The organism is Streptomyces sp. SYP-A7185, assembly GCF_046103685.1.
Taxonomy (GTDB): Bacteria; Actinomycetota; Actinomycetes; order Streptomycetales; family Streptomycetaceae; genus Streptomyces.
Map to the genome: position 1 here is coordinate 36,745 of NZ_CP122310.1, position 14,205 is coordinate 50,949.

Sequence of the window (14,205 nt, forward strand, 5' to 3'; positions counted from 1 at the left end):
CCTGCAGGCCACAGGCTGCTTCACCGTTCCAGCATCCCTTCCTTCCAGTAGAACGTTGTGGGTCGGGCCGCCCCGGCGCGAAGCTCGTTCCTGCCGGCGGCGGCGCACGCTTGTCACCGTTGTCCGGCGCATCAGTCCTCTCCCTCACCGCCGAATGCGCTTCCCGGCAACGACAGCGCCGGAGACCGGCTTTCGCTGACTCCCTGCGGTTGTCCGAAGGCGGGGCGCCCGGAGGCGGAGCCCCGTGGAGGGCTCCGCCTCCGGCCCCGGGTCCGAGGAGGAGAGGGCCGGTGGGGTGCCTCCGTTTCCGGACGGAGATCCCCCGCCCCGCGGACGCATGGTCCGCTCAGCCCCGCTCCGTGGCGGGAGCCGGCCGACGATCTCTCCGAAAGGAACCCCCAGGCAATGCTGTTGAGACATCGCAAACATCGGATACGCCTTCCACGGAGCCGCCGCGCGCGCGTCACCCTGTTCGGCGCCGTGGCAGCCCTGCTGGCGCTGCCGCTCGTCGTGCCGGTTCTGCCCGGCATGGGGACGCCCGCCCACGCCGAGCCCACGGACCGGCGCCTCGGTTCGTGGAACATGAACGGCCAGTTCCTGGGCGTGGACGGCCCCGGGCGCGATTCGCGCTGGGCGACCAGTGTGGTGCCCCGGTTCGACAACGTCGACGTCCTGGCCCTTCAAGAGGCGGGCAGCGAGCCGCCCGGGGCCAATACCGGACGCCGCTTCTCCCAGTCGACTGTCTCCGAGCACATCTGGCATGCCGGAGCGAACGAGCGCAACCCGAACCGGATCGGCCCGGCCAACATCTACTGGGCCGACGTGGGCCAGCAGCGCAACGGCCTGGCTTTCGTGACGCGGGAGACCGTGACGGACGCGGTCACGGTGGACGTCGCCGGGTCCCGGCGACCCATTTTCGGGATTCAGATCAACAACGACTGGTACTGGACCGGCCACGCCCGGTCCCTGGGCAACCAGCCCAACGACCAGGTGCAGATGTACGAAGCGGCCAGGGACTGCATGCGGGGCCACGCCCCGGGCGCCGACTGGATGTTCATGGCTGACTTCAACAACCCGCCCGGCAGCATCCCAGTCCAGCTCCAGCGCCACGCCATCGTCGCGGACCAGCCCACCCACCAGGGCGGACGCGAGCTGGACTACTGGCTGATGGGCGGACGCAACAACGGCACCCTCAGCCTCGACCGTCCGGGCGGGCCAGACACCTCCGACCACTTCTACCTGAACCTCGTGCGCAACCAGTGCCGCAGGGACATCGCCGACTGCACCTCCCCGCTGCCGGGCCGCACCTATCGGTTCGAGTCCCAGAAGGAAACAGGACACGCCCTTTCGATCGCGGACCGTCCACAGGTGGCCAAGTTCGACAAGATCACGGCCGAAAACGATCCCAGCTTCCGGGTGACCGTGCGCTACAGCAACTACCCCGGCACATACATGCTGTCGGTCGCGGGCGACAAGTGCCTCGTCGCGAAGCCGCAGGGCCGGGACTGGTACGCGGACACCGGGCAGTGCAGTCCTGACGACCCGTCGTACCAGTGGAGGCTGACCGCCGACGGAATCCACTCCGTGGCCGCCAAGAACGCCGGTGCCGGTACGGAGCTCCAGGCCGGGATATCGATCATAGGGAGGGGCCTCAGCAACCCGCTCCTGACAGACAACCCCTCCCCCTACCGCCCCGTCGAGGTGGAGGAGCCCCTGCTCGACGACACCGCCGACGACAGTCCCTACAAGCGCGGCGACGACGACTCTCCCGGCGGCAGTGACGACGACCGGGGCGACCCAAGTCTCGGCCAGGCCGGCTGACCTCTACACGGGGCGTGTCCCTTGCGGGGCGCGCCCCTGGCTGTGCCGCGCCGCCTGTTGTCGTGCTGCGTGCGACCCCGGCGGGGCCCGGATGCGCCCATCATCCCGAAGCCCATGCTGCCGCCGGACCGCTTGCCCGCCGCCTACCAGTCCCCCGGTCAGGCTGCACGCGCTCGTACCCGAGTCCGCCTTCCACGCTCGATTCGAGTCGGGCGCGAGGATCATGCAGGACCAAATGGGCCGGCTCATTGGCGTCTCCCAGCAGAGCACCGTGCGCCTGCGGGTCCTCCCGCTCACGTCGCATCCGGCCTCGGATCCAACGCAGCGACCACCCTCCTGTCGTTCGCGCATCCCTGGGCAGCGGTCGTCAGCGTCGCCACTCCACTGGGCGGCACGCACAGCGAAGACCGCGACGAGATCGCATACATGACCGAGGTCTTCAAGAAAGCCGCCGACGCCGCACTGCCCGTGACCACATCACGGGAACTCATCAGCCAGTACCTGAGAGGAAAGACTAGGTGACCACCCCGCCTCCACGCCTGACACACCGCAAACGGCCCGCTACCCCCGCAGTGCATCCCGGGGGCGCCGAGCCGCTGCGTCAAGACGGCGCCCGGTCAAGCCGGAAGTAACGGCCCAGCACCGGACGCGGCCAAGCTCTACCCGAGGTGGGCGCATTGGCCCGAGTGCAGCGCTCAGTCAGACTCTCTCAGCGGCCCCTCGCATCCGACATCGGAACCAGTTCATCCGGATGCTGTACCACTTGTGCTGGGAACCACTCCGGCTGTCCGGGACTCTCCTTCGGTGGCGCCTGCGGTGGATCACCATCGTGGTGCCTTCCTGATCCAGCCGAGCAAGAACCGAGGATGACCGTGCCTCTGTCGTCACACCGACGTCTGACCGTAAGCGCCGCTTTGATCGCCGCCCTCGCCGGTGCTCTCGCCCCCGCCACCAGCGCGTCTGCGGCCCCCACCACCACCCAGACCCAGACGCCCGCGCCCGATATGGCCGGCATCGATGCCGCACTCAAGTCCGCCATGGCCAACGGGGCGCCGGGCGCGATGGCCCGCTACTCCGGCCCGGACGGGGCCAGAGGTAGGGCCTTCGGCGTCCGCGACCGGGACTCCGGCGCGGCCATGGACACCCAGGCACGGTTCCGGATCGGCAGCGTCAGCAAGACGTTCTCCAGCGTGGTGCTGCTCCAGCTGGTCCAAGAGCACCAGGTGAAGCTGGACGCGCCCGTCAACACGTACCTCAAGGGGCTGTTGCCTGACGACCGGATCACGGTCCGTCATCTCCTCACTCACCGCAGTGGCCTGGCCGACTACACCGACGCCATGTTCAACCAGACCGTGCCAGGCTTCGAGGCCGTGCGAAACCGGGTGTTCAGCTACCAGGAGCTGGTCGACCTCTCCCTCGCCGAACCTCGGACCACCGAGCCCGGTGCCGCGTACAAGTATTCCAACGCCAACTTCGTCGTCGTCGGCATGCTGATCGAGAAACTGACCGGAGGGTCGGTGGCCGACGCCTACCAGCGACGCATCATCAAGCCGCTGGGGCTGCGCAAAACCGCATACGTCCACCCGGACACCCGGATCAAGGGCGCACACGTGCGCGGCTATCTGCACCCCGACGAGGCTGGTGCGCCGCTCGTCGACTCCACCGAGCAGACCGTTTCCTGGGCGCAGTCCGCCGGCGCCGTCATCTCCAGCCCCGCCGACCTCAACACCTTCACCAGCGCCCTCATGCGTGGACGACTGCTGTCCCCGGCGATGCTGGAGGCGATGACCACGGTGACGCCGACGGACACCACCAATACCCGGTTCTACGGTCTCGGTCTGCGCCGTTACGATCTGACATGCGGCACCCAGGTGTACGGCCACACTGGCACCGTCCAAGGCTATTACACCTACGCATTCTCCACCCGCGACGGCAGCCGCAGCCTTTCGGCATTGGCCAACACCTCCAACCACGGCGCCGCGAACACCGCGCTGGGCGGCACCCTGGAAGCCGCATTCTGCGGCAAGAGCCCTACAACCACCTCGACCGCCCGCTCCACGGCGCCCTCCGCAGCCCCTGACCACGCACCGCTGCCCGCCGAGCGTGACCTGCCCGAGCGCTACTGAGATCCGGCGCGACCGGCCGATCCACCCCTCGGGTCGGCCGGCCCAGTCGGCCATCACTCGATGCTGTGGGCGCGGCCAGCGGGAACCGGGCGCAGGTGATCGGCCAGCGGGTGCAGGCAGCCGAGGACACCGTGCGATGTGATACGCCGCTTACACGAGATCGGCATGGCCTTCCTGGACGCTCGCCGGTCGGGATGCTGGCCCCGCCAACTCATGTGTCAGCACGCACACTTCGTCATCCAGACGGCCACCACCGGACCAGTCGAGCTCGGCCAGCGCTTCACCTGCTGGTCACCGCGGAAGCTCGCCGCGTAAGTGCGGAAAGTCCACGACCGATCCATCCGCAGCAACCGTGCAACATTGCGCTGCCTGCTCGCCCGCCGTGGCCTCACCTTCCAGCACCCCGAGACAGGGAAGGAGCCTCCGGCCCGGCCAGCGAGAGGCACAGCTGGACCGAAGTGAGGAAGGGGTGGCCCGTTTTCCCGCACCCGCTCTTCGCCTTCGATGAGTTCGGCCTGCACGAGATCCAGCCCACCGCAGGCTACGGCTGGGTCCGTCAGGAACCTGCTCGGCGCGGTGCTCCCCGCGGCCCGCGGCCCGGCCGGTCGCGGTCCTGACTCTGGTTCTGGACACCGGTGGCTTGCTCCGCATTCAGCCCGGCGATCCCCTCGCCCCGTCGGCAGGTGCGGAGTGGCCAGGAAGCTGACGAGGGCGACGCAGCCGGTGGCCAGGATCGCGGCCTTCAGGCCGTCCAGCTGCGCCGAGGCCGTAGGAGTCCGCCACGGCGTCGACCTCGGTCGGCGGCAGCCCGGTGCGCTCGGCGGACGAGCGCACCTGACCTGCGCGCGTACGGCCCGCGCCCCCAGTGCTGGGGGCGCGGGCCGTACGCGCGCTGCGAGCCTCTTCGCTGGATCGCCTCGAAGCGTGCCCGGGATCCTGCCGCTGCTTGGCATTCGCGCCATTGCGCGCCTTTGCCCACTACACACGGCAGCGGTGCGCTCCACTGCTCGGCGACGCGCAAAAAGCCCGCGAAGGAAGCGGCGCAGTCGGGAAGATAATCTGCCAACTCCCCCCTTGCGGCACCCAAGGAGCTGCAGTCTGCCTGCTCAGTTAAGACCGCGTGTCTCGCGTTCGGCTTCGACCAATTCCTTCATGAGTTGCTCCGGCTCAACCGTGTACTCGGTGTCATCGAGGGCGTCGTAGTCCCGGGTGCTGGGCGGCAGCCCGAGCTCGGCGAGCCGGGCGGCCAGGTGCGTGAACGCGATCCGCTCGTCGGGCTCGTCCTGGTAGCTTGCCTGCGCGGCGGCGGCCCCCTCGGTCAGGGTGAGCCCGGCCAGACCCCAGAAGCTGAACTCCGTGTCCAGCTCTATGAGGGGCCAGGCACGGTCCGCGGGTTCGTCGGGGTGCAGCCAGTAGCCCATCCACCCCTTTCCGCCCTTTGCCACGAGCTTGACGTACCTGGCCATCTTTGCGACTCCGGCGTCGACGGCCTGCGACTCCGGGTCCGCGAGTTCCTTCTCGCTGCGATAGCTGGTGTCCAGGAGCGGATGGACCTCTCCCGTCTCGAAGAATTCGAGGTCGAGAAGGTGAGTGAAGTCGGTGCGGCCTTCCCACTGCGCGACCAACAGCTCGCGCAGATCGCCGGGTATCGGACGGCCGTCCAGTCGCTCGCGGGAGAACTCGGCGAGCCGTTCGTGGTATATGCGCCTTCTCCAGAGGTCGAAGCAAGATCCACGCGCCAACGTAACAGCAGGGTGTGACAAGAGGCTGAGTATGCCGACGGCGGCCGGTGATGGGACGTCAGGCTGTACGCCGCAACGACACGAGGGATCTGTCGGAGGACCAGGAGGAGCGGATCGGTCTCACCTTGAGGCTGCTCGAGGACCGGATGGCCGAACCGTGCGAGCGCTATGGCCTCGGCCCCGAGGACCTCAACTTCGAACTCTGACCGCTCGGACCGCTGCTGTCGCGCTGATGGCGGCAGGGCACGGGATCGAGGCTCTTCTCAGGAATTCGGGGATACCGAATCCCCGCAGGCACGTCGTGGCACGGAACGGCGTCAACGCGGCAGTTCCACGCCGGCCTTCCGGCCGTGGGCGCTCCCTCGGCAAGAGTCCACCTGCGTCCCGCGAGGTAGATGCTGACCAGCCCGAAAATGATCACAGCCAGCAGCACAGGAGCGGAGCTGGACGCAGCCAGACCGGCCAGATGGGTTCGCATGATCTGCGTGTACCCAGAAATGGGTCCGTGAGCGGAGTCAGATAGTCCAGACCCCCCTTGATTTTTGCGAGGGCGGGCCGAAAGCCGCTTGAGAACGGCCGAATTTCTTCCGTAAGACCGCAATTTTGGGGCACATGGCACAACAAAGGCCTTGACTGACAGAGGCTCCTGATGTGCAAGGAGATGACGGTGCTGCTTCCCACGCCTGCCGAACTTCGACGGGCATTGGCGCGATACGCCGACGCTGCCATTGATGACGAGCGTCATTCGACGCTTGAGACAGCCCGTACACGAGAGGACCGCGCCCACACGCTCTGCACCATGACGGGCACCACCAACATCTTCGAGGCGATGCGTGTCGCGGACGCCATCGTGGAAAGCACCGCCACTGGCCTGCCGACCGTGACGTCAAGTGTCGGCCCGGCATTCTCGCCCGCCCAGAAACAGGACGACGTCACCGAGGCCGCCTGACCACGGCAGGGACATAATTCGCCTGCGCCCGCCGAGCCTCCGGGCCACGGGCAGGCCGGCGTTGGCCGTTGATGGCCTGACGAGTAGCCCACTAGAGCGCGGACAGCATCGTGAACACGGCTTCCAGCGCGGCCACCAGGTAGGCGCGGGTGTATCGCGGCATCGGTTCGTAGGTCTATGCGAGGGGCGGACGGAGGGGTGCGCACGCGGGTGGCGGTCGTCGTGGACTCGCTTCGCATGGCCTGGCCCCTGGGTGGCAAGGTCACGCAGCACGACCGTTCGCTCATGAGCTAGCCACTGATACCAGCATCCAGCTAAAGGGTGTCGCACAAAGCTGCGAAATGGGCAGTTCCTCGTGGGGCGTTGCGGGCTGAGGCGTTGTGGGTGGAGACGTTCACTGGGCTGCGGATAGGTGCCCTTGAGCGGTTGCTGAAGGTTGTGCGTGAGCGAGGCGGCAACGGCACCGGGATGGGGCGTTCGTGGTGTCTGCCACTGGGCGAGCGGGTGCTGCTGTTAGCGGTGTACCACTGCGCGCATCTGACGATGCGGCAGCTGGCGCCGTTGTTCGGAGGCCGGCGACTGTCTGCCGGGTGATCCAGAAACTGGGTCCGCTGCTGACGATGGAGCCGATGGGCCTCCTTCGGATGCGGTTGGCCGGTTGGCCCCGGTTGGCCGGTTGTGGACGGCACGCCCATCCCGGTCCGCGACCGCAAGGTTGCCGCCTCCTCGCGCAACTACCGGTTCTCGGCGAATGTGCAGGTCATCATCGATGCCGAGTCGGCGACTGCGGGCCAGTGTCGGGCGAGTCGAATGAGGCGTTGTAGCGTGCAGAATGGGCGAAGCCCATAGCGCGCGTCAGCGACGCTGGTGATGGGCATTTACTGCAGGTCGGACTCCAGGGCGGAAGCCGTAGATCCTGCACTTGTGGGAGGGATCCTCCATCGGTAGGTGACGCCGTCACCGTCGATGTAGATGAGGGTGGCTCCCTTCTGGGCCATGGTGATGTCGAACGCGACTGTGTCGGTTACAAAGACCTTGGGTGGCACTGTTGCTCCACCTTCATTACTGGATCCGAGGGAAGTTACCCCTCGTGCAGCCGTGGTGTTGCCCGCCTTGACGGTATGCCCGTCGGATGTCTTCCATCGGAAGCCACCCGTGTCGGCCGTGCTTGTCACCGGGGTCTTGGACCGATTCGCTGCGTCGTACCTGATGACGGCGAAGAGATCATGCTCCGGGGCGGAGGAGCCGGCTTTCTCCACGTAGGCGACGCTGTCTGCAGTGATCTTCACAGTGCCTTTGCCGTCGACCCCCGCAGTGTCGGATCCCTGCCCCAGCTTGAGCACGGTGCGCGGACTTGGCCGTGGATCGCTGCTATCACCGCTGTCGGAACAGGCGGCGAGGCTTAAGCAGCAGACCGCTGCGAGCGCGGGTGCCGTGGTGATGTGACGCATGATCCCCCTGAAAGGAACAGTCGAAGTGCGCGAGGCTCCCTCCGCGCGACGACTGAGCCTATCGGTACCACCTAGAGCCTATGGTCTGGACTTCAACTGGCCGATCTCAGCTGGCCAGGGGCGTGTCGAAGGCAGGTCCGCCGCCTCTGCTCCGGGGCGAGCTGGGGCAGCTGTTCACTCACCCTGGTTGGCTAGGGCAGCCCCACCAGCCCCCAGTTGCGGCGGGCGGCTTCCGTGGTCACGTCGCCCCACTCGTGCAGCAGTGCGGTGAAGTCCTCGAAGGTGTCCGGGCGGCCTGCCCAGCCCTCGCACTCGGCGAAGAACGGCCCGCGCAGCTCGGCAAGGTGGGATTTCACCCGCTCCCAGGCACGGGCCTTGGCGGTCACGCCCGCGGGCGTGCACACGAGAAGGACGTGCGGCCTCCGGCCATCGGCGGCCGGCGGGAGGAAGCCTCCGCCGCCTGTCAGCGCTGGGTCGTCGGCCGGATCCGCGTCCCAGATCAGACCATCGAGAAAGGTGTCCATCCCGTCACGGAAGGATGCAGCGACGAGGACCCGCATATCGGCCCATGCGTCGCCCGCGCGAGCGTGCGGGCGATAGGCGCCGGTGGTGGTGAAGAAGTCATACTCGGCGCACCACGCAGCCTCCCGGTCCACGGGCCACAACCAGCCCCCTGCTGCGTACCTCTGGTACTCGTCGTCAAGCTCCCGCGGCCAGGTCGTGTCGTGCAGTGCTTGGATCCGGTGCTCGACGGCGGTGGTGCTCAACTGCTCCCAGTCCGCCATGAACAGCGTCAGATCCAGTCCCATGGCGGCAGTGTAGACAGGCCCAGCACAATGCACCTGGGCGGACTATCGCTTGCGCCGTAGCGCCCGTGTCCGAACCTCTGTCCCGGGTGAACACCTTCACCACAAAGACCTTGACCTCCGAGGTGAACCTGCCCGCCGCTGTCGGGCGCCGCAGCAGATCACCGGATATCTGCGCCGCGATCTGGTGGTCCTGCGCGAGCGTGTGGATGGCTGCCAGCTTTGGAGCACACCACCAGTCTGGGCAGTCAAGCGGTGGGGGGCTGGTCCGGGAACGAGACGGCGTAGTGCGGGTCGCGGTTGGGCACGGGCGTGGCGCAGGAGTTCGCGGATGATGCCCGCGTTGCCCATGGCCCAGCCGGTGGCAGGAGCGAGGTCCCTGGGTGTGTCGCAGTGTTCGACGTTGGACCAGCGCACGCCCTTTGCGTCGGCCGTCGCGCGGACCGCGAGGTCGGCGACCAGGAGGTCGGCGAAGTCACGGCCGTCGCCGCGTTCGGCGCCCCGGGCCGGCTGCCCCCGGACCGCCGGTAAAGGCAGCAGGAAGCCTAGCCGCCTTCGGTGGCGCTCTCCAGACGCGACTGGGGGGCCGTTGCTGCGGCGGTGCTCCGATATCCGGCGTTGGTGCGCTGGGCTTCCTCGAGCCGGTCTTCGAGGATCACGATGCGGCAGGCGGCCTCGACGGGGGTGCCCTGGTCGACGAGTTCGCGGGCGCGGGCGGCGATGCGCAGCTGGTGGCGGGAGTAGCGGCGGTGTCCGCCCGCCGAGCGTAGCGGGGCGATCAGGCGGGCCTGGTCGAGGGCGCGCAGGAAGCCCTGGGTGGTGCCCAGCATGTCGGCGGCCCGGCCCATGGTGTAGGCGGGGTAGTCATCGTCATCGAGTCGGTTGAACGTGTCGTCTGCTGTCATAGCACCTGTTTCTGGAACACGCGTGGAGCATCTGGAGCCCCTGGAACCTTTGGAACGCGTGGAGGGGCCCTGGTGCCGTACTCGCACCAGGGCCCCGAAGGAACTACTGCACCATCTGCCAGCCCTATATCTGCGCCGACTCTTTGTTTCCGCCTGCCCGACCAACCTGCCGTCGGGGCTGCGGGGATCGCGGTTGCTTGACCGGAGACCACCTCACTGTCGATGTCCTGCGGTACCCGGACTCAGACGTCCGTCCGGGCGATCCTGATGGCGCTCGGTCCTCCGTTCTTTCCCTTTGGGATCGCGCACTTGCCTACTGGCGATACTGCTGTTCTGCGTACTCCTCGTGATGCGAACCACCTGGTGGCCTGTGACAGCGCCACTCTTCGACAGCCAGCCCCGTCGCCCCTCCTGCATCTGCTCTGGCTTGGAACCCCACTGCCGAACCTCCCGGTGCGCGCGCCCGCAGCCGACGCCTTCACCAAGGTGCTGCTCTGACTTCGCTGCTGATACTGCGAACTGCACTTACCTGTACTGCACTTACGGTCCTGCTCGTGGCAGCCCCCTGATCACTGCGGGCCACTCGGTCCGGTCGTCAGTCCCGTCGCCGTCCTGCAACCGCTCTGGCTTCGCAACTCCACCACCGCACCGTCCTGCAACTGCTCCTGCGGGTACTACTGCCCGGCAGTTCGTGTCTGCCGGGCCCTGCTGATCTCGGCTACGAGAGAAACCATAACCACACCACATCCCAATGTCTACTCCAGCCAACATAGATTTTCGTTCATTCGAAACGAAGACACTCGGCATCGAACGCAGAAGGAGAGTTGGCGCGGAGAGAGGGAGGCAGCACGAGGAGGGAGACCCGACACCGTGTCACGAGGCGGGCCGCCCCAGGGGGCTGCACGTCCTGCCGCCCCCGTTCCGGACGGCCGTCAAGGGAGAACCCGCCCTGGCGCCCACAGTCCTTCCGGTACCCGCCGCCCCCTCGGGCGGCAGACCCCCGCGGCAGCCACCAGGAGGAAGCTCCCGCACAGCATCCCCCCTGCCCGGGGGCCACGGCAGGTCTCAGCTTCCCGGCCACGGCCGCTGCCCCCGCCGCAGCGCCCACCATGAGTGCCGCATTTCAAGTGGACTGCCGACTTGGCGGGGTCGGCGTGGGAGCTACATGGCGCACGTCCGCTCCTCGACCGTATGCCTCTGGATCAGCAGATCCTTGGCGCCCTCCTCCACCCACGCCCCGGGGCTCTCCCCTACCGCGGCTGTTGCGAGGCAGCCACGGGGCGGGGGCTATCGCTGCATGCGGTGGAGGCATCCCCCCGCTTTGCCCACCTCGCGTGCAGGGTGATGGGCGCTCCGCCTACCGAGATGGAGATCTTGAGGAAGGTCATCGTCGGCTGCCCCGGTCTGATCGGCTCGTCGCAGAGCCAGCACCACCGCCTACCCCCGCTCATCAGCGGCGCCCCTTGCCGCGGCGCGAGCCGCATGCAGCACACGCCCCTCCCCCGCCGGCACCTCGCACCTGGCAGGGGCAGTCCCGCAGCCGGAGCCACAGCCTCGACGACATCGTCTGGGCCCATAGCGGCTGTGCAGTCTTCCGTGCACAGCCGGTGGGAGATGAGCCCGTAACCGCCGGGCCGACACCTCGGCAACGGTGCGCGGCACCAGCTCGCCTACACGAGCCCCGGTCTCCGCGGGAGCTCAAACGCTCGGGCGTATCAGGGGCCGCCTGCGGCCGGCTCGTACCACCAACACCAGCGAGTGATCAAGGCGATGGGAGTCGACACTCGACGGCCCTGAGCGGCGCCGTTCTCCAACCAGGTGTTGCGGGTCGGGAGGTTGATGACGGTGGGGCGGCCTCGAAGCGGTCGTCGACCTGGACCGATCGCAGCGTGATACGCGTGACCTTCTGATTGGCCGTGCTGATCTCGATCGTGGCGAGAGGGTGTCCGCCCGGGGCGATGAGGTACACCGGTTTGTTGTCGAGGGTGAGCCTGCACGCTGCCTGAATGCGATCACGGAAGTGCGCGGTCTCGGTGGCGATGTCGACAGCACCGATGACGGCGGTGCGGGCTCCGCGAGGCAGGAGGGCCGCGTCGGCGTCGCGGACACTGTCGGGCGCCAGCAGCTGGATCATCCTGCGTGTATCCCCGGTTTGGGCCGCGGTCAGGAAGGCTTCAACGATCTGCTGGTCTGGTCGACCGTCCTGCTCTGAGGAGGGCTGGGCGCTGTCGAGGCGTTGTCTGGCCCTGCTGGCGTGCTTCTTGGCACCGGGCACTGTCCCGCCCAGCACAAGGGCAATCTGGTCGAACGGCACGGAGAACAGGTCATGCAGGACGTAGGCAACCCGTTGAGGCGGGGTCAACTGATTCGACAAGACCATGAGCGCCCGAGAGACGTCCTGCGTGCGGAGGATTGCTTCGTCTGCAGCCAGTTCTACGGCCGAGATGGCGTCCGCGAGCAGCGGCGCTTCATTGCGACGGCGTCGGGCACGCAGCTCGTCGAAGCAGACCCTGGCGGTGACGGTCGTGAGCCAGGCTGACGCGTTCTCGATCGGTGACGAGGAACGGGCGGTCATGGCCCGCAACCATACGGTTTGGACGGCGTCTTGGGCGTCATGAGCCGAGCCGAGCATGCGGTGGGCAGCCGACAGTAGATGCGGTCGTGCGGTCTCGAATTCTTCGACCGTGACAGGCATGGGTGTCACCTTTTCGGGCTGGCGGACGTCAGGACGGTCGGTTCAACCCATTCCTGTTCGCATCCCGAGGAGATGGCAACGCCATGAGCCTACAGATGGTGCGGTTCCGCACCAACAGTGACACAGCTGCCGAGGTCCGGTCGCAACTTGCGAAGGTGTTCGCCGCCCTGCAGACGGCATCACCCCAGGGCGTGCTCTATACGGCGTACTCCAGCAAGTCTGGGACGGACTTCATCCTGGCCCTTGAGATGGAGGAGGCGCAAGCGAATCCGCTGCTGACACTGCCGCAAGCCGCTGAGCTGCGAGAACTCATCAGCCGAGCGGCGGGGGCGCCGGTGCCGCCAGAGCCTTTCGTCGTCGTGGGGTCGTACAACCCGTGAGCTCCGTGCTGATCATCGCCACTGTCGGGTGTGTCGTCGCGAACGGGTTCATGGCGATCGCGGACTACCTGCGGGCGCCGTTCGTACTGGCGAACTCCGCAGCGATCCGGCTCCAGCCGGCCGCGTTGCCGTACCTGGCAACCCTCAAACTCGCGGGCGCTGTCGGCCTGCTCGTCGGCCTTCTGGGGGTCCACTGGCTGGGCCTGGCGGCAGGAGTCGGCTTGACGGCCTTCTTCATCGGTGCGGTCCTAGCTCACATCCGCGCATGTGTCGTCCACAACATCGCCTTCCCGGGCGGCTACCTGCTCCTCGCAGTCGCCAGCTCCAGCTTCTTCATCGGCAAACTATGACCCACGCCAACGCGCCCCCACCTCAACTGGCCCGCCGGAGCCGCCCCCCTCTGACAGAGCGCCAGCACCTCATCGCCGACGCCCTGATGCACTACGTCCTGCACACCTTCAAGAACCAACGGCCCACACTCCGCGACCTGATGAAACTCGACCTGACGCGCGGCAGCAGCTCCGCGGTGTCGGCGTCGGCGGGCCAAAGCCCGCCGGGCAGGCTGACCGTGATGCGTGCCGCAGCCCAAGTCGCGTCCGGGCGCCGCAGGTACGGCAAGTGGCCCACGCGGCGCCCGTCGGATGTGGAGATGTGCCAGCACTGGACGCAGCTGCCCTCGTGGGCGGGTGTTGGCTGCGCTCGTTCGGTGCGCCCTCCAGCGGGCGGACCAGCCGGTGTGCACGATCAGGCCGCCCGGTGGAAGGAGCCGGTGCCCCTGCGCCATTTCAGGTTGTCGGGCACGCCCGGGGCGAACGCGATCTCGCGCGCCCCGGCGCTCTGGCTGTTGTGGGCACTCACGCCGGCACCTCAACGGGTTGCGGCACCATCACGACCGGACGGCCGCGTGCGCCGAGCCCGACCAGGGGGCGGCGTTCGCTGACGGCGTCGAACACGGCCTGCCTGATGTCGTTGCCGCCGATGACGGCGTCCGGGCTGCCGGTGACGTCCCTGAAGTCGACCGGGCGCTGGAGGGCTTCCCGGACGGTCTCGCGCAATGCGGCAAGGGCCAGGGGCCGCAGGCCCGCCCCGGTGGCGGCCTGGTCGGCGTCGGCGTGGCCGCGGCTCGAGCTGAGCGCCGCGCACACCAGGGCGACCTGGTAGCTGGCGGGGTTGCGGCGTTCGCTGATCGTCATAGTCAGGCATCCACTTCCCCTCAGTGGCTGGCCACTGAGGGGAAGGTTTTTCGCATGCCCCCTCAGCGCCCCGACCGGCGCAGAGGCCCAGGCCTGACCGTCCTTCCCGACGCCACCTTGAAAACGGCAGGCCACGC

12 protein-coding genes and 3 pseudogenes are annotated in these 14,205 nt (G+C 67.8%); 8 read left to right on the forward strand and 7 right to left on the reverse strand.

Annotated elements, in window-relative coordinates:
* The first annotated feature begins 480 nt into the window (after positions 1-480).
* The 3 genes and pseudogenes from QBL25_RS00185 to QBL25_RS00195 all read left to right on the forward strand — a co-directional run bounded on the left by QBL25_RS00185 (position 481) and on the right by QBL25_RS00195 (position 3,947).
* Positions 481-1,821: an endonuclease/exonuclease/phosphatase family protein gene (locus tag QBL25_RS00185; RefSeq protein ID WP_409054890.1), complete on the forward strand. Its 1,341-nt coding sequence runs from the start codon at positions 481-483 to the stop codon at positions 1,819-1,821.
* Between the two features lie 91 nt (positions 1,822-1,912).
* Positions 1,913-2,343 (forward strand): annotated as a pseudogene (locus tag QBL25_RS00190) (Scr1 family TA system antitoxin-like transcriptional regulator).
* Between the two features lie 344 nt (positions 2,344-2,687).
* Positions 2,688-3,947: a serine hydrolase domain-containing protein gene (locus QBL25_RS00195; protein ID WP_409054891.1), complete on the forward strand. Its 1,260-nt coding sequence runs from the start codon at positions 2,688-2,690 to the stop codon at positions 3,945-3,947.
* A gap of 1,106 nt (positions 3,948-5,053) precedes the next feature.
* Here the strand turns inward: QBL25_RS00195 and QBL25_RS00200 are convergent.
* The gene (locus QBL25_RS00200) at positions 5,054-5,689 is read right to left on the reverse strand and encodes a hypothetical protein (RefSeq protein ID WP_409054892.1); all 636 of its coding nucleotides are present in this window, start codon (positions 5,687-5,689) and stop codon (positions 5,054-5,056) included.
* A 41-nt stretch (positions 5,690-5,730) separates the two neighbouring features.
* On the opposite strand from QBL25_RS00200, the pseudogene gvpK reads away from it, so the two are divergent.
* From gvpK to QBL25_RS00215, 3 genes and pseudogenes are all read left to right on the forward strand, one after another.
* Positions 5,731-5,895: pseudogene (gene gvpK, locus QBL25_RS00205) on the forward strand (gas vesicle protein GvpK); the annotation flags it as partial.
* Between the two features lie 461 nt (positions 5,896-6,356).
* Positions 6,357-6,638 carry a DUF5133 domain-containing protein gene (locus QBL25_RS00210; protein ID WP_409054893.1) on the forward strand — a complete coding sequence of 94 codons (282 nt, stop codon included), beginning with the start codon at positions 6,357-6,359 and terminating at the stop codon, positions 6,636-6,638.
* Positions 6,639-6,959: 321 nt separating this feature from the next.
* Positions 6,960-7,418 (forward strand): annotated as a pseudogene (locus QBL25_RS00215) (IS5/IS1182 family transposase); the annotation flags it as partial.
* Between the two features lie 98 nt (positions 7,419-7,516).
* Here QBL25_RS00215 and QBL25_RS00220 read toward each other — a convergent pair.
* The 5 genes from QBL25_RS00220 to QBL25_RS00240 form a co-directional block, all read right to left on the reverse strand.
* Positions 7,517-7,981, reverse strand: coding sequence for a hypothetical protein (locus tag QBL25_RS00220; RefSeq protein ID WP_409054894.1), 465 nt, complete (start codon positions 7,979-7,981; stop codon positions 7,517-7,519).
* 299 nt (positions 7,982-8,280) lie between these two features.
* Positions 8,281-8,898: a hypothetical protein gene (locus QBL25_RS00225; RefSeq protein WP_409054895.1), complete on the reverse strand. Its 618-nt coding sequence runs from the start codon at positions 8,896-8,898 to the stop codon at positions 8,281-8,283.
* Entirely contained in the window at positions 8,789-9,307 is a 519-nt protein-coding gene (locus tag QBL25_RS00230; RefSeq protein WP_409062498.1) for a DUF6192 family protein, read from the reverse strand. The genes QBL25_RS00225 and QBL25_RS00230 overlap by 110 nt, the downstream gene beginning before the upstream one ends.
* 133 nt (positions 9,308-9,440) lie before the next feature.
* Positions 9,441-9,800: a helix-turn-helix domain-containing protein gene (locus QBL25_RS00235; RefSeq protein WP_409054896.1), complete on the reverse strand. Its 360-nt coding sequence runs from the start codon at positions 9,798-9,800 to the stop codon at positions 9,441-9,443.
* A gap of 1,762 nt (positions 9,801-11,562) precedes the next feature.
* On the reverse strand, positions 11,563-12,495 hold the full coding sequence (locus tag QBL25_RS00240) for a sigma-70 family RNA polymerase sigma factor (RefSeq protein WP_409054897.1): 933 nt from the start codon (positions 12,493-12,495) through the stop codon (positions 11,563-11,565).
* A gap of 83 nt (positions 12,496-12,578) precedes the next feature.
* On the opposite strand from QBL25_RS00240, the gene QBL25_RS00245 reads away from it, so the two are divergent.
* Entirely contained in the window at positions 12,579-12,875 is a 297-nt protein-coding gene (locus QBL25_RS00245; protein ID WP_409054898.1) for a hypothetical protein, read from the forward strand.
* A gap of 5 nt (positions 12,876-12,880) precedes the next feature.
* Positions 12,881-13,225, forward strand: coding sequence for a DoxX family protein (locus tag QBL25_RS00250; protein ID WP_409054899.1), 345 nt, complete (start codon positions 12,881-12,883; stop codon positions 13,223-13,225).
* 504 nt (positions 13,226-13,729) lie between these two features.
* Here QBL25_RS00250 and QBL25_RS00255 read toward each other — a convergent pair.
* A complete protein-coding gene (locus tag QBL25_RS00255) occupies positions 13,730-14,068 on the reverse strand; it encodes a hypothetical protein (RefSeq protein WP_409054900.1) in 339 nt (112 codons plus the stop codon).
* Between the last annotated feature and the right edge of the window lie 137 nt (positions 14,069-14,205).